This is a genomic window from Rhizobium sp. SG2393 (assembly GCF_042610495.1).
GTDB lineage: Bacteria > Pseudomonadota > Alphaproteobacteria > Rhizobiales > Rhizobiaceae > RU20A.
This window is the reverse complement of the sequence record NZ_JBHGAP010000001.1, coordinates 1,392,737-1,413,914: the sequence shown is the minus strand read 5'-3', so window position 1 is coordinate 1,413,914 and position 21,178 is coordinate 1,392,737. Positions and strand designations below refer to the sequence as shown.

At 64.6% G+C, this 21,178-nt stretch carries 16 protein-coding genes; 6 read left to right on the top strand and 10 right to left on the bottom strand.

Annotation, left to right across the window (positions count from 1 at the left end):
- Nucleotides 1-136: 136 nt before the first annotated feature.
- Complete coding sequence (locus ACED18_RS06620) at nt 137-1,768, top strand: alpha-glucosidase (RefSeq protein ID WP_377290178.1); 1,632 nt, start codon at nt 137-139, stop codon at nt 1,766-1,768.
- A 37-nt stretch (nt 1,769-1,805) separates the two neighbouring features.
- On the opposite strand, the gene ade is transcribed toward ACED18_RS06620, so the two are convergent.
- The 4 genes from ade to ACED18_RS06600 form a co-directional block, all read right to left on the bottom strand.
- Nucleotides 1,806-3,503, bottom strand: a complete 1,698-nt coding sequence (gene ade, locus ACED18_RS06615; RefSeq protein ID WP_377290176.1) for an adenine deaminase — start codon at nt 3,501-3,503, stop codon at nt 1,806-1,808.
- Between the two features lie 82 nt (nt 3,504-3,585).
- Entirely contained in the window at nt 3,586-4,479 is an 894-nt protein-coding gene (locus ACED18_RS06610) for an aldose 1-epimerase family protein (protein WP_377290174.1), read from the bottom strand.
- Nucleotides 4,480-4,586: 107 nt separating this feature from the next.
- On the bottom strand, nt 4,587-6,473 hold the full coding sequence (locus tag ACED18_RS06605) for an amylosucrase (protein WP_377290172.1): 1,887 nt from the start codon (nt 6,471-6,473) through the stop codon (nt 4,587-4,589).
- 337 nt (nt 6,474-6,810) lie between these two features.
- A complete protein-coding gene (locus ACED18_RS06600; protein WP_377290170.1) occupies nt 6,811-8,139 on the bottom strand; it encodes an aspartate aminotransferase family protein in 1,329 nt (442 codons plus the stop codon).
- 376 nt (nt 8,140-8,515) lie between these two features.
- On the opposite strand from ACED18_RS06600, the gene ACED18_RS06595 reads away from it, so the two are divergent.
- Complete coding sequence (locus ACED18_RS06595; RefSeq protein ID WP_377290168.1) at nt 8,516-10,699, top strand: glycoside hydrolase family 9 protein; 2,184 nt, start codon at nt 8,516-8,518, stop codon at nt 10,697-10,699.
- A gap of 105 nt (nt 10,700-10,804) precedes the next feature.
- On the opposite strand, the gene ACED18_RS06590 is transcribed toward ACED18_RS06595, so the two are convergent.
- The 5 genes from ACED18_RS06590 to ACED18_RS06570 all read right to left on the bottom strand — a co-directional run bounded on the left by ACED18_RS06590 (nt 10,805) and on the right by ACED18_RS06570 (nt 15,108).
- Nucleotides 10,805-11,164, bottom strand: a complete 360-nt coding sequence (locus ACED18_RS06590) for an ArsR/SmtB family transcription factor (RefSeq protein ID WP_377291081.1) — start codon at nt 11,162-11,164, stop codon at nt 10,805-10,807.
- Between the two features lie 107 nt (nt 11,165-11,271).
- Nucleotides 11,272-12,039 carry a HugZ family protein gene (locus ACED18_RS06585; protein ID WP_377290166.1) on the bottom strand — a complete coding sequence of 256 codons (768 nt, stop codon included), beginning with the start codon at nt 12,037-12,039 and terminating at the stop codon, nt 11,272-11,274.
- Between the two features lie 124 nt (nt 12,040-12,163).
- Nucleotides 12,164-13,216: a choline ABC transporter ATP-binding protein gene (choV, locus tag ACED18_RS06580; protein ID WP_377290164.1), complete on the bottom strand. Its 1,053-nt coding sequence runs from the start codon at nt 13,214-13,216 to the stop codon at nt 12,164-12,166.
- The gene (gene choW, locus ACED18_RS06575; protein ID WP_377291079.1) at nt 13,213-14,055 is read right to left on the bottom strand and encodes a choline ABC transporter permease subunit; all 843 of its coding nucleotides are present in this window, start codon (nt 14,053-14,055) and stop codon (nt 13,213-13,215) included. The genes choV and choW overlap by 4 nt, the downstream gene beginning before the upstream one ends.
- A 99-nt stretch (nt 14,056-14,154) precedes the next feature.
- Nucleotides 14,155-15,108, bottom strand: a complete 954-nt coding sequence (locus tag ACED18_RS06570) for a choline ABC transporter substrate-binding protein (RefSeq protein WP_377291077.1) — start codon at nt 15,106-15,108, stop codon at nt 14,155-14,157.
- 249 nt (nt 15,109-15,357) lie between these two features.
- On the opposite strand from ACED18_RS06570, the gene ACED18_RS06565 reads away from it, so the two are divergent.
- The 3 genes from ACED18_RS06565 to ACED18_RS06555 all read left to right on the top strand — a co-directional run bounded on the left by ACED18_RS06565 (nt 15,358) and on the right by ACED18_RS06555 (nt 17,748).
- On the top strand, nt 15,358-15,939 hold the full coding sequence (locus ACED18_RS06565; protein WP_377290162.1) for a thymidine kinase: 582 nt from the start codon (nt 15,358-15,360) through the stop codon (nt 15,937-15,939).
- Between the two features lie 99 nt (nt 15,940-16,038).
- Nucleotides 16,039-16,425, top strand: a complete 387-nt coding sequence (locus ACED18_RS06560; RefSeq protein WP_377291075.1) for a c-type cytochrome — start codon at nt 16,039-16,041, stop codon at nt 16,423-16,425.
- Between the two features lie 180 nt (nt 16,426-16,605).
- Nucleotides 16,606-17,748: a DUF2333 family protein gene (locus ACED18_RS06555; RefSeq protein WP_377290160.1), complete on the top strand. Its 1,143-nt coding sequence runs from the start codon at nt 16,606-16,608 to the stop codon at nt 17,746-17,748.
- Nucleotides 17,749-17,773: 25 nt separating this feature from the next.
- On the opposite strand, the gene ACED18_RS06550 is transcribed toward ACED18_RS06555, so the two are convergent.
- Nucleotides 17,774-18,652: an extensin family protein gene (locus ACED18_RS06550; RefSeq protein ID WP_377290158.1), complete on the bottom strand. Its 879-nt coding sequence runs from the start codon at nt 18,650-18,652 to the stop codon at nt 17,774-17,776.
- Between the two features lie 248 nt (nt 18,653-18,900).
- On the opposite strand from ACED18_RS06550, the gene ACED18_RS06545 reads away from it, so the two are divergent.
- A complete protein-coding gene (locus tag ACED18_RS06545; protein ID WP_377290156.1) occupies nt 18,901-21,141 on the top strand; it encodes a TonB-dependent hemoglobin/transferrin/lactoferrin family receptor in 2,241 nt (746 codons plus the stop codon).
- The last annotated feature ends 37 nt before the right edge of the window (nt 21,142-21,178 follow it).

The window sequence follows — 21,178 nt, the reverse complement described above, 5'->3', positions numbered from 1 at the left end:
ATCTTCGGGGGTGGGGGCCTCAAGGTCAATGCGGGATGTTGCAGGCGCGAGATGGCGATTGTCGGGGCGGGCGTTTACTCCGGCCTTGCCCGCCGCTACCTATGGCGGAGCAGACAGGCGAGCGAAGGGATACGACATGGCATCGCAATCGGAATGGTGGCGCGGCGCGGTCATCTATCAGGTCTATCCGCGATCTTTCCAGGATACGAATGGCGACGGCATCGGCGATCTCAGGGGCGTCACGCAGCGCCTGCCGCACATCGCCTCGCTCGGGGTCGATGCCATCTGGCTCTCGCCCTTCTTCACCTCGCCGCAGGCCGACATGGGCTACGATGTCTCGGATTACTGCGATGTCGATCCGATGTTCGGCACGCTTGCCGATTTCGACGCCATGATGGCGGAGGCGCATCGCCTCGGCCTCAAGGTCATCATCGACCAGGTGATTTCACACACCGCCGACAAGCACCCGTGGTTTGTCGAAAGCCGCTCCAGCCGCAGCAACGACAAGGCCGACTGGTATGTCTGGGCCGACCCCAAGAAGGATGGCACGGCACCCAACAACTGGCTGTCGATCTTCGGCGGTCCGGCCTGGGAATGGGACGGCGTGCGCAAGCAATATTACATGCACAACTTCCTGACCTCGCAGCCGGATCTGAATTTCCACAATCCGAAGGTTCAGGATGCCGTGCTGGAAACGGTGCGCTTCTGGCTGGAGCGGGGCGTCGATGGCTTCCGGCTGGATACCGTCAACTTCTATTTCCACGATGAGGAACTGCGCGACAACCCGCCGCTGATCCCCGACCCGGATGCGACGGGCCTCGATGCGCCCGACGTGAACCCCTACGGCATGCAGAACCATCTCTACGACAAGACACAGCCGGAAAACATCGGCTTCCTGCAGCGCTTCCGCGCCCTGCTGGATGAATATGGCGATCGGACCTCGGTCGGTGAAGTCGGCGACGGCGCCCGCTCGCTGAAGACGGTGGCGGCCTATACGTCCGGCGGCGACAAGCTGCACATGTGCTACACCTTCGACCTGCTGGGGCCGGATTTCACCGCCAGCCACATCCGCAAATGCGTGACCGCCTTCCAGGCGGCTGTCACGGATGGATGGGTCTGCTGGGCCTTCTCCAACCATGACGTGATCCGCCACGTGAGCCGTTTCATCTGGTCGCCGGAGGAGCGTGAGCGGGTGGCGAAGCTTGCGATCAGCGTGCTTGCGGCCCTGCGCGGTTCCATTTGCCTCTATCAGGGCGAGGAGTTGGGGCTGACGGAGGCGGATCTCGCGTTCGAAGACCTGCGCGATCCCTACGGCATCCGCTTCTGGCCGGCCTTCAAGGGCCGCGACGGATGCCGCACGCCGATGGTCTGGGAAGCAGGCGCCGAGCACGCCGGCTTCAGCACGGGCAAACCCTGGCTGCCGGTGCCGGTCGATCATGTTCCCCTGTCCGCGGACCGGCAGGAGGATGCGGTGAGCGTGCTCCAGCATTATCGCGACACGCTCGCCTTCCGCCGCAGCCATGCGGCGCTTCTCGACGGCGGCATGCGCTTCCTGGACACCAATGCCGACGTCCTGGCCTTCCTGCGCGAAAAGGCCGGCGATACGCTGCTCTTCATCTTCAACCTGCACCGCGGCCCGCAGGAGGTGCTGCTGCCCGATGGCATCGGCATCCGCGAAACCTGCACCATGCCCGGCTTCGGTGAGGCGCATCTCGATGGCCGCACGGTGAAGCTTGAGGCCTTCGACGTGTTCTGTTGTGCGATCTGAGAACGGGAGACGCGCGAGCCTGCGGGTCTGCTGATCGTCACCCGATCAGTTCGAACTTGTCCACATCCACCATGCCCCTGTCCGAAATCTTCAGATGGGGGATGACGGGCAGGGGCAGGAAGGCAAGCTGGAGGAAGGGTTCCTGCAGCGTGGCGCCGAGCGCGAAGGCGGCCTGGCGCAGGTGGTGCAGGGTGTCGCGGACGCTTTCGTAGGGTTCGAGGCTCATCAGGCCGGCCACGGGCAGGGCGATTTCGCCGGTGACCTTGCCGTCTTCCACGACCACGAAGCCGCCGCCGATCTCGCCCAGGCGGTTTGCGGCGGTGGCCATGTCGTCCTCGTTGACGCCGACCACGCAGATATTGTGGCTGTCATGGCCGACGGTGGAGGCAATCGCCCCCTTCTTCAGGCCGAAGCCCTGCACGAAGCCATTGGCGTGGTTGCCGTTGATGCCGTGGCGCTCGATGACGGCGACCTTGATGATGTCGCGGCCAAGGTCGAGCCCGGTGCGGTTGCCATCCGCCGGCAGGCGGTAGCGGCGGTGTTCGGTGATGATCTTGCCGGGCAGGACGCCGATGACGGAGGTTTCCTCCTCGCGATAGGGCACGCCGAAATCGGCGGCGGCGACGCGGCCGGCCTTCACGCTTTCCAGACCGACCGGAGCCACGGCTTCGCGGGTGGCGAAGAGGGCGGCATCGACGCGGCGGCCGGCCGAGAAGACGTGCGCCGCGCGGCAGCTTTCGAGGCTGTCGATGATGACGAGGTCGGCGCGCCAGCCGGGTGCGACGAGGCCGCGGTCGCGCAGGCCGAAGGCGCGGGCAGCCGAGATCGAGGCGGCACGGTAGACGGCGAGCGGCTCGACGCCGTTCCGGATCGCCTCGCGGATCATATAGTCGAGATGGCCTTCCTCGGCGATATCGAGCGGGTTGCGGTCATCGGTGCACAGCGCAAGGAACGGTGACAGGCGCTCGGTGAGGATCGGCAGCAGCGCGTGCAGATCCTTGGAGACGGAACCTTCGCGGACCAGAATGTGCATGCCTTTGCGGATCTTTTCGAGCGCTTCCTCCGCGCTCGTGCATTCGTGGTCGGTGCGGATTCGGGCGGAAAGATAGCCGTTGAGATCGAGGCCCCGCAGCAGCGGTGCGTGACCGTCGATATGCCCGTCCTGAAAGGCTTCCAGCTTGGCCATGCAGACGGGATCCTTGTGGATCACGCCGGGGAAATTCATGAATTCGGCGAGACCAATGACCTTCGGATGGTCACGGAAGGGCAGCAGCGTCTCGATCGGCAGCGAGGCGCCGGAGGTTTCGAGATGGGTCGCGGGCACGCAGGAGGAGAGCTGGACGCGGATGTCCATGATGGTGCGTTCGGCCGACTCCAGGAAGAAGCGGATGCCCTCGGTGCCCAGCACATTGGCGATCTCGTGCGGATCGCAGATCGCCGTCGTCACGCCGTAGGGCAGGACGCAGCGGTCGAATTCATGCGGGGTAACGAGGGAGGATTCGATGTGGAGATGCGTGTCGATGAAGCCCGGCACGACGGTGAGGCCGGAAATGTCGATCTCCTGCCGGCCGGTATAGCTGCCGCAGGTGCCGACGATGGTCTCGCCGCAGATGGCGATGTCGGAGGTGACCAGTTCGCCCGTGACCAGATCGAAGAAGCGGCCGCCCTTCAGCACGATCTTGGCCGGCTCGCGGCCCGTTCCCTGGTCGATGCGGCGGGCAAGGTCGGTCGTCATGGGCGGGTTCCCCGTATTGGGCCGTGAAGGCCGGATGTGCAGTGCCGGCGCATCGGGGCGCCGGCCACGATGGGTCGGCGGCTCAGAGGGCGGCGGAGAAATCGACCGTCATGGCATAGCGGGCGCTTTCGCCGGGCGGCAGCGTGACGTTGAAGGGGCGGGCGGCAAGCTCGCTGCCGGCGCCGGCCAGCGCCGCCATGCCGTGCCAGGGCTCGACGCAGAGATAGGGCGCGCCCGGCTTCTGCCACAGCGCAAGGGCCGGCAGGTTTTCGAAGCGGAAGGCGAGCGCCGGGCCGTTCTCGGCGGCAAAGGTCATGCTGTCGCCGGCGCCCTCGGGCATGATGAGGGCATCGTTGAGGAAGAGGTCGTGATGGAGCGCCAGCCGTCCGTCGACGAAGGGCGTGGGCAGGCTGGCGGGGCCGATCAGGCCGCCTTCGAGGCCGACCAGGGGCGGGCTGGCGCCGTTGCCGAGCGTCACGACATGCGGCCTGCCTTCGCCTCCCGGCAGCGGCCAGGAGAAGGCGGGGTGGAAGCCGAAGCCGTAGAGGATCGGGCGGCTGTCGGTGTTGGTAACGGTCGCGGTGATGACGAGCGCCTTGCCGTTGAGGCGATGTTCCAGCGTCAAAAGGAAGTCGAACGGGTAGATCGCCCGGCTTTCGGCATCGGCGGCGAGCGTGTGGGCCACCTGATCGGCGGCGTCATCGGCGCGGGTGAAGATGCGCTTGCGGGCAAAACCGTGCTGCGCCATCGGGAAGGCTTCGCCGTCGATGGTGATCGTGTTGTCGGGCGCGCGGCCGACGATAGGGAAGAGGATCGGCGCGCGGCCATTCCACCAGGCCGGGTCGCCGTTCCACAGCCACTCGCGACCATCCGCGCTTTTGATGCTGTGCAGTTCGGCGCCGAGGCGGGACACTTCGACGGTCAGGTGCTCGTTGGCGATGCTGTCGATGACGGCTGGCTGTGGGGTCTCGGTCATGGCGGGTCTCCGGTACGCCCCTGTGCGGCGCTACCCGACCATGCCGCAGAGATCGACGCCGATCAAGGCAAGACGGCGGCCAGCCACAGGCCGCCGCAAAGCACCCCTCAGGCCAGCCAGACGCGGGCGTAGGGCGGCAGGGCGATCGCGCCGTCGTGGAGTTGAAGATCGGCATCCGAGAGAAGATCGTGGAAGCGGGTGACGCCGTGATGGGCGGCGAGGCCCGAATCGATCGAGGTCCATTCCTCCGAAAAATTGAAAAGGCAAAGGAGCGGGCCGGCGGGCGCCTTGCGCAGGAAGGCGAAGAGGCGCGGATTGCCGGTGTCGATGACGATGGTCGGATTGGCGCCGTGCAGGGCCTTCACGGTGGCGCGGCGATGCAGGATGTGGCGCACGCCGTCCCGCACCCGCCCGGCCGGCGTGTCGCTGGCGGCCTCGGTGCGCGCCCAGTCCATTTTGGGCCGGTTCAGCCAGCGGCTGTCATGGGCGTGCTCGGGCACGGCGGTATAGCTGTAGTCATTGGTGAGCGCGATTTCGTCGCCCATGTAGATGAGCGGCACTCCGCCATAGCTCGCGATCAACGCATGGCCCATCAGGATGCGGTCGATGGCGCGGTCGATCTTGCCCGCATCGCCTTCGTCCTCGGCCTGTTCGAGGCCGGCGAGCGAGGCGAGCGCACCCGTGATGCGCTTGTCGCCGGTGTCCGGGTTTTCCTGAAAGAGGGCACCGCGCGCAAAGGAGCCCGGGAAGGTGCCCTCGTAGAAATCCGAGAGAAAGGCGCGGTGGGCGCGTCCGCCGATGCCGATGGCGGAGGCATCCTCGTCCGTCACAGCCCAGCCGATGTCGTCGTGGCAGCGCAGATAGGTCGCATAGGTGGCGTTGGTGACGACGGGCGGGAAATGCGTCTTCATCACATGTGTCATCAGCCGCGTATCTCGGGCGGCGAGTGCGGACCAGAACTGCACCATCAGCGAATTGTGGTAGGCGAGGTTGCCTTCCTTGCCGTCATGTTCGCCGCGGCCGAGATAGGGCAGCATTTCCGAGGGCGAGACGATCGCCTCTTCCAGATGGATGACGGCAGGCGCGACGATGCGGGAGACGGCGCGCAGCGCCTGCAGCAGCATGTGCACCTCCGGCTCCGACTGGCAGCGCGTGCCCATCCGCTTCCACATGAAGGCGACGGCATCGAAGCGCAGCACATCCACGCCCTTGTTGGCGAGGAAGAGCATGACCTCGGCCATTTCCAGGAAGACGTGCGGATTGGCCCAGTTGAGATCCCACTGGTGTTCGTTGAAGGTGGTCCAGACCCATTTGCCGAACTCCGGATAATGGGTGAAGCTGCCCGGCGCGTGTTCCGGGAAAATCTCGATCAGGTCACGCTCATAGGCCTTGGGCTCGGCGTCGTCGTCGAACATCAGGTAGTAATCCTGATAGTGCCTGTCGCCGGCCGCCGCCTTGACGGCCCATTCGTGTTCCTTGGCGGTGTGGTTCAGCACGAGATCGATGCAGACGCTGATGCCGTTGTCGCGCAGGAGCTTCGTCGCGGCTTCCAGGTCGGCCATGGTGCCGTAGGCGGGGTTCACGGCGCGGTAGTCCATGACGGAATAGCCCCCGTCGCTGTCGCCGGGGCGCGGTTTCAGGCACGGCATGAAATGCACGTAGCTGATCGCGAGATCCTTCAGGTAGGGCAGCTTGTCGGCCACGCCCTTGAGGTCGCCGGCGAAGCGGTCGATGTAGAAGACATAGCCGTTGAGGTCGGAGCGCTGGAACCAGTCGGGTTCCAGATCACGCTTCAGGTCCAGCCGCTTGAGATCGTCGGAACGCTCCGCCCAGGCGCGCCGCATCACGCCGTCGAGTGCCGTCAGGAACTGCTCGTAATTCCGGTGCCGGCTGTAGAGCCGCTCCAGCATGCCGAAGAGATCGTCATGGCTGCGCTTCAGGCGCAGGTCGAAAATCTCGCGGTTGAAATCCGCGATAACAGGCTTTTTCGGCACGGTGTCTCGTCCTCCCGGCGCGCAGAACGTCGCGCGCGTCAGCGGAAATTAGCGGGGAATGGCGGAGGCGGGAAGGGGGCGGCGCCGCGTGGCTGCGGCTTTGCACGGGGAGTTTTCGGGGCGGATGTCCGATCCGGGTGCCGCGCGGGTCTGGGGATGCGGAGAGCCTGCCCCTCATCTGCCTGCCGGCATCTTCTCCCCGGCGGGGAGAAGAGCGGGTGGGGTGCGGTTGTGCGCCAGAATCCCTTCTACCGCCGGGGAGAAGGTGCCCGAAGGGCGGATGAGGGGGGCTTTCTTGCCGTATCTTTCGGCGACGTTCCGGCCCCCCGAGCCATCTTCAGATGTTGTTGACGAGCACCTTGCGCAGCTTGTCGAAGAGTTCGTCGATCTCGTCCTTGGAGATGATCAGCGGCGGCGAGAGCGCGATGATGTCGCCGGTGGTGCGGATCAGGAGGCCATCATTGTAGGCGTTGAGGAAGGCGTTGAAGGCGCGCTTGGTGGGCTCGCCGTCTATGGGCTTCAGTTCGATGGCGCCGATGAGGCCGATGTTCCTGATGTCGATGACATTCGGGCAGTCGGCGAGCGAATGTAGCTTCTCTTCCCAGTAGGCGGCCATGTCGGCGGCGCGGGTCAGCAGGCCCTCGTCGCGGTAGGTGTCGAGCGTGCCGAGGGCTGCGGCGGATGCGATCGGGTTGCCGGAATAGGTGTAGCCGTGGAAGAACTCGATCATGTGTTCCGGGCCGTTCATGAAGGCGTCGTGGATTTCCGACGTCACGAACACGGCACCCATGGGAATGACACCGTTGGTCAGGCCCTTGGCGGTGACGATGATATCGGGCTTCACGTCGAAGAACTGGGCCGCAAACGGCGCGCCGAGACGGCCGTAGCCGGTGATGACTTCGTCGAAGATCAGCAGGATGCCGTGCTTGGTGCAGATGTCGCGCAGCTTCTGCAGATAGCCCTTCGGCGGGATGAGGACGCCGGTAGAGCCGGCGACGGGCTCGACGATGACGGCGGCGACGGTGGAGGCGTCATGGAGCGTCACGATGCGCTCCAGCTCCTCAGCGAGGTCGGCGCCATGCTCCGGCTGGCCCTTTGTGAAGGCGTTCTTCGAAAGCTGGTGGGTGTGGGGCATGTGATCGACGCCGGTCAGCAGCGTGCCGAACATCTTGCGGTTGGCGACGATGCCACCCACGGAAATGCCGCCGAAGTTGACCCCGTGATAGCCGCGCTCGCGGCCGATGAGGCGGGTGCGTGAGCCCTGACCCTTCACGCGCTGGTAGGCGAGCGCGACTTTCAGCGCGGTATCGACCGATTCCGAGCCGGAATTGGTGTAGAGCACGTGGGCCATGTTGTCGGGGGCGATATCGATCAGCCGGTTGGCGAGTTCGAAGGCCTTGGGATGGCCGAGCTGGAAGGCCGGGGCGTAGTCGAGTTCGCCCGCCTGTTGCTGGATCGCCTCGGTGATCTGCGGGCGGCAGTGGCCGGCATTCACGCACCAGAGACCCGCCGTGCCATCCAGAACCTGCCGACCGTCATGGGTCGTGTAATACATGTCCTTGGCGCCCACGAACATGCGCGGCTCCTTCTTGAACTGCCGGTTCGCGGTGAACGGCATCCAGAAGGCGCGCAGGTCATTGGGGGTGGCATTGAGGCGGTTCGACATTGTTTTCTCCGTGGTCCGTCCATCCGGACGGCAAAGGCGGCGCAAGCGAGGTGATTTGCCGGCGTTTTACTGTTTGGTCAACGTATCAGGGCGCCTATCGGCGTCAAGCGCGCCGGGGGGATGCCGAGGGTGCGTCCGTTTATCCTCTTTAGAGGATATTGTGGCTGAATGGCGCCGCTTGGGAGGGATCGGCTGCTGTCCGCCCGGTCTTGCCCGAACACTGATTTCGCCTGCCGAAGGTGTGGCGAGCCTGATGACATCGAACGAGGACATGATGGCGTTTCATTGGACCATATCCGGGCTCACGGCGCCGCTCATTCTTTCCACCTCCGTTCTCACCCTTCTTCCATCTTGGCCGGCGCGGGCGGCCGGCGAAATGATCGCTGACGGAGGTTTCGAGACAGGGGGCGACGGCTTCTGGACGGGTGATGGCGTGACAGCCGAGCGGCGCGGGGGGCGGCTTTGCCTCATGGTTCCCGCCGGCGGCCAGCCATGGGACCGGCTTGCCGGGGTCAACGGCCTCCTTCTCTCTCCTGGGCAAAGCTACCGGCTCGCGCTGACCCTGGCGTCGGAGCCTGCAGGTGCGGTGCGGGTGCGTGTCCAGCGCGACGGCGAACCCTATACGACCCATATGGAGGTGCCGGTCGACGCGCTGCCGGGCGGTGTCCTTGTGGAGGAAACGTTTCGCGCCGTCGAGCGCCAACCGGCGCAGCTCCTCCTGCAACTGGGCGGGCAGGGCGCCGACCGTACGGTCTGTCTCGACGATGTCTCGTTGACAGCCTCCAAGCCTGCCGGAACCGCTGACGGGGTGACCTCGGCCAAAGCCGTGCTCGTCAACCAGGCAGGCTATTTCGCCGACGGACCGAAACGGGCGACGATCGTCTCGGATGCTGCAGGCCCTATTCCGTTTCGCGTATTGAGTGCCGACGGCGCCGTTGTCAGCGAGGGAAAGACCACGCCGGTCGGGCTGGATCGCAATGCGGGAGCGGCCGTCCATGTCGCAGATTTTTCCGGGGTATCGGACAAGGGCGACGGGTTTCGACTGGAGGCCGGCGGCCAGACGAGCGCCGCCTTCGGGATCGGCGCCCCCCTCTACGGGCGGCTTCGCATCGATGCGCTTTCGTGGTTCACCCTGCAACGCAGCGGCATTGCCATCGATGCCAGCTTTGCCGATCCGGCCTATCAGCGGGCGGCCGGGCATCTCGGGCTTTCGCCCAACAAGGGGGATACGGATGTCGGCTGCCTGACGGGCGGGGTGGCGCAGAGCCTCTATGGTGACTGGCGCTGCGACTACCGGCTCGATGTCTCCGGCGGCTGGTACGATGCCGGCGATCAGGGCAAATATGTCGTGACGGGTGCGCTCTCGGTCGCGCAGATGATGTCGGCCTTCGAGCGCGGAATGGCCCATGGCGGCGGTGCCTCGCCTGTCGTCAGCGACACGCTCGGCCGCATGCCGGAAAACGGCAATAGCGTGCCCGACATCCTGGACGAGGCGCGCTGGGAACTTGAATTCCTGTTGAAGATGCAGGTGCCGGACGGGCAGCCTCTGGCCGGCATGGTGCATCACAAGGTGCATGATGTGGCCTGGACCGGGCTGCCGATGCTGCCCGCCGACGATCCGCAGGAGCGTGCCCTGCACCGTCCCTCGACGGCAGCGACCTATGATTTTGCCGCAGCGGCGGCCATGGGCGCCCGGGTCTTTGCCGATTACGATGCGGATTTCGCAGGCGAGCTTCGTGACGCTGCCCTGACGGCCTATGCCGCAGCCGAGGCCCATCCAGATCTCAGGGCCCCGTCATCCGATGGCTTGCAGGGTGGGGGCGACTATTCGGACGAGACGGTAACGGATGAGGCCTACTGGGCAGCGGCCGAACTCTTCATCACGACCGGGGAGGACCGCTTTCTCGAGGCCGCCAAGGCTTCGCCCTTCTGGGCAGGCAGCGTGTTTTCGCCCGGTGGCTCCTATGACTGGGCCAATGTCGCGGGCTTTGCGCGGCTGCAGCTGGCCGCCCACGGAGACCAGCTGCCGGCCGGGGATCGGCGGGCCGTGACGGCAAGCGTGGTGGCCGGCGCGCGCGATCTGCTTGCCCTGCAGGAGGCGGATGCCTTCGGCCAAGTCTATCAGCCCGGGGGCGCCGGATACAGCTGGGGCTCCAACCATGCCATGCTGCAGAACATGACCGTGCTCGCAGCCGCCTTCGACCTGACGGAAGATCCGCGCTACCTTGCCGCTGTCCGGCAGGGCATGGACTACATCTTCGGCCGCAATGTGCTCGGCCTTTCCTACGTGACGGGGTATGGCGAAACCTTTGCCCGCAACCAGCATAGTCGCTGGTATGCCCATCAGCTCGACCAGGGCCTGCCGTCCCCGCCTGCCGGAACGCTTGCGGGCGGGCCGAACGGTACGCTGCTCGACGATGTCGCCAAGGAAAAGCTTGAGGGCTGCGCGCCGCAGGCCTGCTATATCGACGACATCATGTCCTGGGGCACGAACGAAATGGCCATCAACTGGAATGCGCCGCTCTTCTGGCTCGCATCCTTCCTGGCCGATGCGCGATGATCCGTCGTCGCGCGCGTGGAGATCGACCGCAGGAGACTGCGATCGCATTCGGTACATTGACCGGCTTTCAGCGCGCGAGGCCTCCCGAGAAGCCTCGTCCGTCGCTTACTTCGCAGCGCGCAGGCCGGCGGAGTGAATGACCGGCTTCTGCTTCGCGTAGGGGAGGCCATCCCCATAGATATCGGTAATGGTGTGAAGCACCTTGGCAACCGATTCAGACGACGTCGAATAGTAGATCGTCTGTGCATCACGGCGCGTCGAAACCAGATTCTGGGCGCGCAGCTTCGAAAGATGCTGCGACAGCGCCGACTGGCTGAGCCCGACACGGTTCGCAAGCGCGCCGACCGGCATCTCCGTCTCCATCAGAGATGACAGGATCAGAAGCCTTTTCGGGTTTGCCATTGCAGACAGAAAGTTCGCCGCAGCCTCCGCAAACTCGTTCTGTTCAGGTGTTATTTCTTGCATTTTTATCTCCATGCCGAATCCGTTGTCCCACGCTTACGGAGTCGGCCACGCGATATTTAAGGCCGGCTCGACAAAGGACAACCGGCGATGGCTAAATTTGGGGGGCCTTATGCCCCGCCAAATTTGAGATATTTGAACGCAGTCCGTAAACTCGTCACATCCGTGACAGGTTCCACGAATCGAATGCGCCGAAGCTGGTCGCCGAGCGCCAGATCAATGCCTGCCACATCGATGCCGACCAGCTCCCATCCGGCCGCATCGCTCTTGAGGTAACGGAGCGCGTAGGCAGCGATCGCGTCCGCATGATCGGTATTCATATGCGATATGGCATCGGCTTCGATTTCTGCCAGTGGCCAGACGGCCGCGTTGGTGAGCAGAAAATCGTTGCCTTCGAGAAGATAGGCTCGTCCGAAGCCGCCATTCAGGCTTGCCCGCAGCGGATCCAGCCGGAAAAATCGGAAATCCGGGAAATCCGCGTAAAGCCTGGCCTTTGGATGCCGGCGCAGAAACCGCGCACGGATACGCTGGTGGTCGGCACTGTCGCGCTCAACGGGCGCTGCCAGACATTGCAGCGTCAGCCGAGGATGGGCGAGCGGATCGCCCTTGCCCGCTTCGCCTGCAAGCAGCGAACAGCGCGGGTCCACCGACAGCGCCTTCGTGTGGGCGGACAGGCCGGAAACGAGAAGCGTGGGCCTGCCGTCGCAGTCGATCCCGAGCAGGACCCGGCTTACGAACGGAAATCCGCTTTCATCCGGCTCCGACGTCGCAAGCGCCACCGCGCGGGCCTCGCGCAGCAATGTGAGCGCGAGATGCCGTGCCTCGTCGTCCGTCTCCCTGACGACGGAAGGTCTATCGGCTTTTTCTGAGTTCGTCATCTAACTGGTATGACAAGGGTGGCCGCGCTTTCCAAGATACCCGCCTATCGATCACGGAGACGTGAACGCGCGGGATCGCTTCGCACAGGGGGGATCGACGCTCCTTCGCGTCGATCGATCGGTCTCAACCTTGCTCCCGGCTGCGATGGCGGGTCAGGCCTTCCACCACGTTTTGCGCGGTGATCGTGCCGAGCACGGCGCCGTTTTCCACCACGCCGATCGCGCCCGGCTGGCGCGACATGGCGTCCAGTATGTCGATCAGCGGCGTGGCAGGCTTGGCCGTGGCCGTGACGCCGCCCGTGGTGTCGTGGGCAGTACCCGTCTTCATCACGTCTTTCGCCGTCAGCATGGTGATGGGGTTCATGTGCTGCACGAAATCGGCCACGTACTGGTTGGCCGGGTTCTTCACGATTTCCTGCGGCGTTCCGCACTGGATGATGCGGCCGCCTTCCATGATGGCGATCCGGTTGCCGATGCGGAAGGCCTCGTCGAGGTCGTGGCTGACGAAGAGGATGGTCTTCTTCAGGCGCGACTGGAATTCCAGGAGTTCGTCCTGCAGGCGGTTGCGGATCAGCGGATCGAGCGCGGAAAAGGGCTCGTCCATCAGCAGGATCGGGGCTTCCGTCGCAAAGGCGCGGGCGAGGCCGACACGCTGCTGCATGCCGCCGGAGAGTTCGCCTACCTTGCGGTCGGCCCATTTGGCGAGGTTGACGAGTTCGAGCTGGGTCGCCACGCGGCGCTTGCGCTCGGCATCCGGCACGCCGGCGAGTTCAAGGCCGAAGCCGACATTTTCCGCGACCGTGCGCCAGGGAAGCAGCGCAAACTGCTGGAACACCATGGAGACGGTGTTCATCCGCAGGTCGCGCAGCGCCTTGGCGCTTGCCTTGTAGGGATCGACATTGCCCGTCGTCGTCTTGACGCTGACATTGCCGCGCACAACGGGAGCGAGCCCGTTGACGGCACGCAGGAGGGTCGATTTGCCGGAACCTGACAGGCCCATGAGAACGAGGATCTCGCCCTCCTTGACCGCGAGCGAAGCGCCGGCCACGCCGAGAACGAGGCCGGTGGCAGCGCCGATTTCGTCGCGGGTCTTGCCCTGATCGACCATTTCCAGCGCCTTGGCGGGGTTCTCGCCGAAGATGATGTCGACATTTCCGAAAATGACGGCGTCGCTCATGCTGCGTCCTCCGAGCTGTCGGTGCGGAACATACGGTCCAGGATGATGGCGAGGATGACGATGCACAGGCCCGCCTCGAAGCCGCGGGCGATGTTGACCGTGTTGAGGGCGCGCACCACGGGAACGCCGAGACCGCTCGCACCGACGAGTGCGGCGATGACCACCATCGACAGCGAGAGCATGATGGTCTGGGTCAGGCCGGCCATGATCTGCGGCGTGGCATAGGGCAGTTCCACCTTGCGCAGCACCTGCATGGGCGTTGCTCCGAAGGCGACGGCGGCTTCCACCAGCGAGGGCGGGGTGGAGACGACGCCAAGCCGCGTCATGCGGATGGGCGCGGGGATGGCGAAGATGACGGTGGCGATGAGGCCGGGCACCATGCCTAGCCCGAAGAGGATGAGGGCCGGGATCAGGTAGACGAAGGTCGGGATCGTCTGCATGAGGTCGAGCACGGGCCTCAGGAAGGCGTAGAACCAGGGCCGGCGCGCGGCCGCTATGCCGAGCGGGACGCCGACCAGCATGCTGACCCCGGCCGAGGCACCCACGAGCGCCAGCGTCTCGGTCGTTTCCTTCCAGTAGCCCTGGTTATAGATCAGCAGGAGCCCGAGACAGGTGAAGAGCGCTGCGCCGACCGAGCGGCGCAGATACCAGGACAGGCCCGTAAACAGTGCGATCAGCACGAAGGCGTGCGGCCATTGCAGCACGAAGAGGATCGCGTCGATGGCGCGGGAGAGGACGGCGGAGAGCCAGTCGAAGAACCAGCTTGCATTAGCCGTCAGCCAATCAACGAAGGTCTTGGCCAAAATGCCGATTTTCAGCTTGCCGCTGGAATCGACCATCCATTCGGGGAGGAAGTTCACGGGGTGACACCTGCCAGATCAAAGAGAACGAGGGAGAAGCGAAGCGGGCCGCCGAAGCGACCCGCAGGCAAGTACCGATCAGAGACCGAGGCCGGACTTGACAGCCTCGAGGCCCGGTTTCCCATCGAAGGTGGTGACGCCGGCAAGCCAGGGTTCGACGGCTGCGCCGTTCGCCTTCAGCCATTCGGTCGCGGCCACTTCCGGATCCTCGCCGTCGTTCAGGATCTTGCCCATGATGGCGTTTTCCATGTCGAGGGAGAATTTGAGGTTGGTGACGAACTTGCCGACGTTGGGGCAATCCTCGACGAAGTTGGCGCGGGTGTTGGTGTAGACGGTCGCGCCGCCGAAGTTCGGGCCGAAGGTGCTGTCGCCGCCGGTCAGGTAGGTCATCTTGAAGGTGTTGTTCATCGGGTGGGGCGCCCAGCCGAGGAAGACGACCGGCTTGCCGTCCTTGTCGGCACGGGCGACCTGCGCCAGCATGCCCTGTTCGGAGGATTCCACGAGTTCCAGGCCACCCATGCCCATCTCATTCTTCTCGATCAGCGTCATGACCAGACGATTGCCGTCATTGCCCGGCTCGATGCCGTAGATCTTGCCGTCGAGCGCATCCTTGTGCTTGCCGATGTCGGAGAAGTCCTTGATGCCGAGTTCGGCGCCCTTCTCGTTCGTGGCGAGCGTGTACTTGGCGCCTTCGAGGTTGGCGCCGAGGGAGACGACGGTCTTTTCCTCGAGGTAGGGCTTCACGTCCTTTTCCTGGGCCGGCATCCAGTTGCCGAGGAAAACGTCGATGTCCTTGTTCTTCAGCGACTGGTAGGTGACCGGAACGGAAAGCACGGTGATCTGCGGATCATAGCCCAGCGCCTTCAGCACGACGGCGGTGGTTGCGGTCGTGGCGGTGATGTCGGTCCAGCCGACGTCGGAGAACTTCACGGTCTTGCAGCTCTCGGCATCGGCGGCGAAGGCAACGTTGGTTGCGAGCGCGGTAAAGGACACGGTGGCTGCGAAGATCATTCTGGTGGCGGTGGTCATGATGTCATTCCCCTGTGTTTCTTTTTTAGCCAATCACCAATGGCGCCCTGTTTCAAGCACCTTGATCGGCGGCGAGTGTATGGCCAGAGTCTGCCGGGCCGGTTCCGACATGCGACGCAAAATGTCGCATGATCAATTTATTGCCAGTCCGCGCCGAAATTTCTGTGGTCTTGGCGTGGCGACGCTGGCCTTTCCGGCCCCGCTTCGCCATGGGGTTTGCTCACAGCATCCCAGACGCTGCGGGAATGGAAAATGGCCAAGCTCTACTTCAATTACGCCACGATGAATGCCGGCAAATCCACCATGCTTCTGCAGGCCTCCTACAATTACCAGGAGCGCGGCATGCGCACGGTGATCCTGATCGCCGGTTTCGACGACCGGGCGGGGCGGGGGCGGATTTCCTCGCGCATCGGGCTTTCTTCCGATGCCGTCGCGTTCGAGCAGGATGACAATCTCTTCGAGATGATCGTCCACCTTCATGCCGAGGCGGAGGTCGCCTGCGTCTTCGTGGACGAGGCGCAGTTTCTCTCCGAGGCGCAGGCCTGGCAACTGGCGCGCATTGCCGATCGGGTCGGCATTCCCGTCATGTGCTACGGTCTGCGAACCGACTTCCAGGGCAAGCTGTTTCCGGGCTCGCAGGCGCTGCTGGCGATTGCCGACGAGATGCGCGAGGTGCGCAGCATCTGCCATTGCGGGCGCAAGGCCACCATGGTCGTCCGGCTCGCACCGGACGGATCGGTGGTGCGCGAGGGGGCGCAGGTCGAGGTGGGCGGCAACGAGAAATACGTGCCCTTCTGCCGCCGTCACTGGGAAGACAAGATGAACGGGCATTGATCTGGCGCAAGGCGGGTGACGCGGCGCAACGCTACCGGCATGATGCCGAGGTATCAGCCTCTTTCGTCCCGCCATCCAAGGAGACCGCTCCGCATGTTCATGAAATCCACCTTCATCCTCGCACTGTCGCTGGCCGCCGCCGGCATCGTCGCCCCGTCTGCCCGCGCCGACGGCGATGCGGCTGCCGGCAAGACGGTGTTCGGCAAGTGTGCTGCCTGCCACACCGCGACGGAAGCCAAGAACAAGGTCGGGCCGAGCCTGATGGGCGTCGTCGGCCGGCCGGTCGCCACCGCCGAGGGCTATAAATATTCCGAGGCGATGACGGCCTTCGGCGCCGGCGGCAAGGTCTGGGACGAGGCGACGCTGACGCAGTATCTCCTGTCGCCGAAGGGCGTCGTGCCGAAGACCAAGATGGCCTTTGCGGGGCTGAAGACGCCGGAAGAGGTCGCCAATGTCATCGCCTATCTCAAGGCGCCGGTGAAGTAATCCGCGCCGTCCTGTCGCTGTCCGAGGGCGGATCGATCCGCCTGGCGCTAAAATAACCGTGAGCGCCGTGTTGCCGCGACAGGGGCGAGGCCATATCTGAAGCGCCAGACCCACATGTCCCGCCGCCCTTATCCGCCCTGCGGGCGCGCGGCGGGGCCAGAGACAAGGATCGTGCCTGCGATGTTTGAACCCGTCATCGCCTTCTTCCAGCGCATTGGCTATCTCATCGGCCGCCCCTTCGTGGCGATCGGCCGGTGGTTTTCGCAGCGCCGCTGGATCGTCAAGGGGCCGATCGCGCTTGTCGCGGTCCTGATCATCGTCGGCTATGGCTACTTCCTTGTGCAGACGCAGAGTTGGACGAATTTCAATCCCGACTACGTGGATGCCTACAAGCTCTCCGAGCAGACGGTGGATGCCGGCATCGCGCTGCCGACGACGGCATCTGCCGCACCGGCCACAACGACCGGGACAGGCACGACGCCAGCCACGCCCGTGCAGCCGGCGGCGCAGACCTGCCAGCGCTCTGCCATCGTCAACGTCACGGCAGGCCTGATCGACTTCAACGTGGATGAGAATGCCTGGGTGTCGTCCATGCTGCTCTACAAGCTTGGCTTCTTCGGCATCGACTGGGACCACACGCCCTGGCTCGACAACAAGGCCGCCTTCCAGCGCGGCGTGAACCAGGCGATCCGCCGCACCAGCGTGGAACTTGTGGATTCGCTCGGCCGCATGCGCGGCACGTCAGGCATCAATAACAATCTGCAGGCGGCCCGCGGCAACATGCAGTTCGACGAGGAGAGCTGGTATTTCGGCCTCAACCCCTTCGGTCCGAAAACCCCGAGCCCCAGCTATTACCGTGCGGCGGCCCGGGACCTTCGCCTCTTCGACGATGCGCTGGCGACCTGCGCTGCCATTTTCGACGCCCGCGCCGACAATCTGGTCGAGTTCATCGACCGGGTCACCAGCGATATCGGCGACACCTCGTCCATCCTGCGAGAGCGCTCCGAATTCTACAATGGCGGCTGGTTCGACACGCGCGCCGACGATCGCTTCTGGTTCGCCTACGGCCAGCTCTACGGCTATTACGGCATCCTGAGCGCGGCGCGGGCCGACTTCCAGACGGTGATCCAGCAGCGCAACATCGCGCCGCTCTATGCCGAGACCCTAAAGCAGTTGCGTGCGGCACTGCGCATCCAGCCGCTCATCATCTCCAATGGCGCCGAGGATGGCTGGATCATGCCGACGCATCTGGCCACGATGGGCTTCTATATTCTGCGCGTCCGCTCCAACCTCGTGGAAATGCGCGACGTTCTCGCCCGCTGACCGGCACCGGCTTCCGCATGGTCCGTCAACGGCAGAAGCGGAAGCCGCCCTTGCGCTCGATCGTGTCGAGATGCAGGTGCGTCTCGTGCGTGGCGTCGCTGCCAGGTGAGAGCACGGTCGAAAAGTGAAGGCAGGCGGCGGCCGTGAGGCTGCGCTGCAGGGCGCCCTCCATGGTTCCGTCTTCCTGGCGCGGCTTCATCTCAAGCCGTGTGCCGTCCGAGAAGACGAGGGCTGCGATGTCGACGGCGTTGCCGTGGGCGTGTTCGGAGATCTTGCCCGTCGTCGCGCCGTTGCGACGCTTGCAGACATAGGTGGAGGCCTGTTCAAGGGCCGTCAGCGTCGCCGTCCGGCCGGACAGGCGGGCTGTCGGCACGACCGTTTCCTTCGTCCAGCGGGCGAGGGCCGATGCGGTGCGGCAGCCCATGACGCCTGCGGGTTCCAGCCGGATGCCCGGCAAGACTTCCGAGACGCTGATCGGTGCCGCGATGCCGCACCCGTCGCCGTCATCGATCGGCTTTGCGGCTTCGAAGCGCGCGCCAAGGATTTTCAGGTTTTCACGGCACGCCGCGTCATCAGCCGGGGTTGGCGGGATTGCTGCGGCGACGACGTCAGCTCCGTCTTCCGCGTCCTTTCTTGAGTCCGGAGTTGCCGGTTGCGGGGTGGCAAGGGTCGATGGAGAGCGAGTGTTCGTCCCTGCCGGCACGTCATTCGTCCGGTCCGTCGTCGCCGGCTTTTCGGCCGGAATCGGCGGTGCTTCGTCCCGCGCCGATTCGGACATGTCGCCTGTCTGCGCGGTGGCCGGCTTCGGGTCGGGCAGGGGGCCTTTCGGTGGCAGTTCGGCTGCGAGGGTCGCCTGCGACAGAAGCATCGTCGCGGTGGACAGGAGCGCGATCATCCGTGCCATCTCGTCTCTCCTCATCGTTTCAGAGGAAACAAACGCGTCGAGAGCCGTTTCGTTCGGCAAGGCGCGGGAAGGGCGAGGTTCCGCGCGGCCGTGGAGAAGCCTGTTTTATTTCTTGACTAACGTAATCATGTTTTTTAAGTGACTGAAATCGGGCGGTCATCTGGCCGCGCCCGCGCCCTTCGACCCAGCCAGCCATGAGCGCCGCAGGCGCCTCGCCAGCCCGGTCCTGTCGTCTCAAAGGATTGGTTATGTTGCTCCGGCTTTCCCGCTCGATGCTGCGCGCCTGCACGGCGCTCGCGCTCGTTTCCGTTTCATGTGCCCTGCCAGCCATGGCTGAGGATGCCAGCCAGCAGGAGGGGGCAACGCAGCTGAAGAAGATTTCCGTGAAGGGCAACCGTCTCGGCGTCACGGATACGCCGGTTGCGACAACCGTCGAGGCCGAGCAGATCGCCGACAGGCAGGTGACCGACATCAACGACCTCGGCCGCACGCTGGAGCCGGGCGTCAACTTCAACCGCACCACCGGCGCGGTCAACATTCGCGGTCTGGAAGGCGTGCGGGTGCTGACGACCATTGACGGCATTCCGGTGCCCTATCTGCAGGATGCGACCCGCGATGCCGACGGGGGCGTCGACAGTTTCGACTTCTCCTCGCTTGCCTCCGTCAGCGTGGTGCGCGGCGCCGATTCCAGCCGCGGCGGTTCCGGCGCGCTTGGCGGCATCCTCGCGCTTTCCACGCTGGAGCCGGAAGACCTGATCCGCGACGGCAAGGACTGGGGCGGCGCCTGGAGCTTCACCTATGACAGCGCCGACACAAGCTTCAGTCCGACGGCGGCCTTCGCCAAGTCCTTCGGCGATACGTCGATCCTCGTGCAGGGCGGCTATCGCCGTGGTCACGAGCGCAAGAACCAGGGCACGATCGACGCCTACGGCACGACCCGTACCGAGGCAAATCCGTCGGATTACGATCAGAACAATGTGCTGGTGAAACTGCGCCACCACGCCGAGGGCGGCCATATGTTCGGCATCACCGCCGAACGCTATCGCAAGGACCGCGACACGGATGCGCGCACCAGCCAGTCGCTGACCGGCAACTATCGCCCCGGCAATTATACCACGACGGATGACAGCGACCGGGACCGCGTCTCGCTGGACTATGCCTTCGAGGCGGAAGAGGAGGGCACGCTGTTCGACCGCGTGGCGGCTTCGGTCTACTGGATGAATCAGTTGCGCGGCAACGGCTACAATGGCTATCGCTCCACCTCGGTCATCGGCCCGATCGTGCGCGACAATACCTATGACGAGAAGACCTGGGGCGCTGTGGGCACTGCGGAGAAGACGCTGGAACTCGGCGGTCTTGAGCACCGCTTCTCCCTCGGCTGGGATTTCGCGACCACATCGACGGAGCAATATTCCGCGGGTTCCGACAATTGCCGCCTGCCTTATACCGGTGCGTTTGCGGGCTGCGCCAATCTTCACACCAATCAGGCCGACACGCCGAAGGTGGACAGCAACAAGATCGGTCTTTCTCTGGAAGACCGCATTGCGCTCGGCGCCTCCGGCTTCACGCTGACGCCCGGCGCGCGCTTCGACTGGATCGAGCATTCGCCGGTCATGACCGAGGGCTATGCCAACAACGCCAACCGACCGGCGCTTCCGGCCGGCTTCGACGATACCGCAATTTCGCCCAAGCTGCGTCTCGGCTACCAGCCGAGCGAGGCGGTGGAGCTTTACGCCCAGTGGGCCATGGGCTTCCGCGCCCCAACGGCGGGTGAACTCTACGCCGTCTTCGGCGGTCCCGGCACCTATCTGAGGCTTGGCAATCCCGCGCTCCAGTCCGAGACCAGCAACGGCATCGAACTCGGCGCCAATATTGGCGACGATGATCTCGGCGCCCGCGTGTCCGCTTTCTACAACCGCTACCGCAACTTCATCGATGCCCGCGCCCTGAGCGCGGCGGAAGCGGCCGCCGCAGGCTATACGCTCGCGGCCTATCCCCAGGGCGGCATCACGCAATATGCCAACATTGCCAAGGCCGAGATCTACGGCGCCGAGCTTTCGGCTCACAAGCGCTTCGACAATGGCATCACGCTACGCGGTGCGGTCGCCTATGCGCGCGGCAATGACCTGACCAACGACACCTTCCTTGCCTCCGTCGCGCCGGCCAAGGTGGTGCTGGGCATCGACTACGATGCCGGCGAATGGGGCGTGGGTCTCGACTGGATCGGGGTCGCGGCAGCACGCGGCCAGACGGTGCGCAGCGGTTCGAACGTCACCTACTTCAAGACGCCGGGCTACGGGATCGTCGATCTCTCCGCCTGGTGGGAGCCGGAGCAATTCAACGGTCTCAAGGTCAATGCCGGCATCTTCAACGTGCTCGACAAGACCTATTATGACTATTCCTCGGTCCGCAACGGTGGCTCCATGCCCTCGGAGTTCTATTCGGAGCCGGGTCGCACGTTTAAAATCTCGCTCTCGCAGAAGTTCTGATGCCTTCGCCGGCTCCGGATGTCGTCCGGGGCCGGCC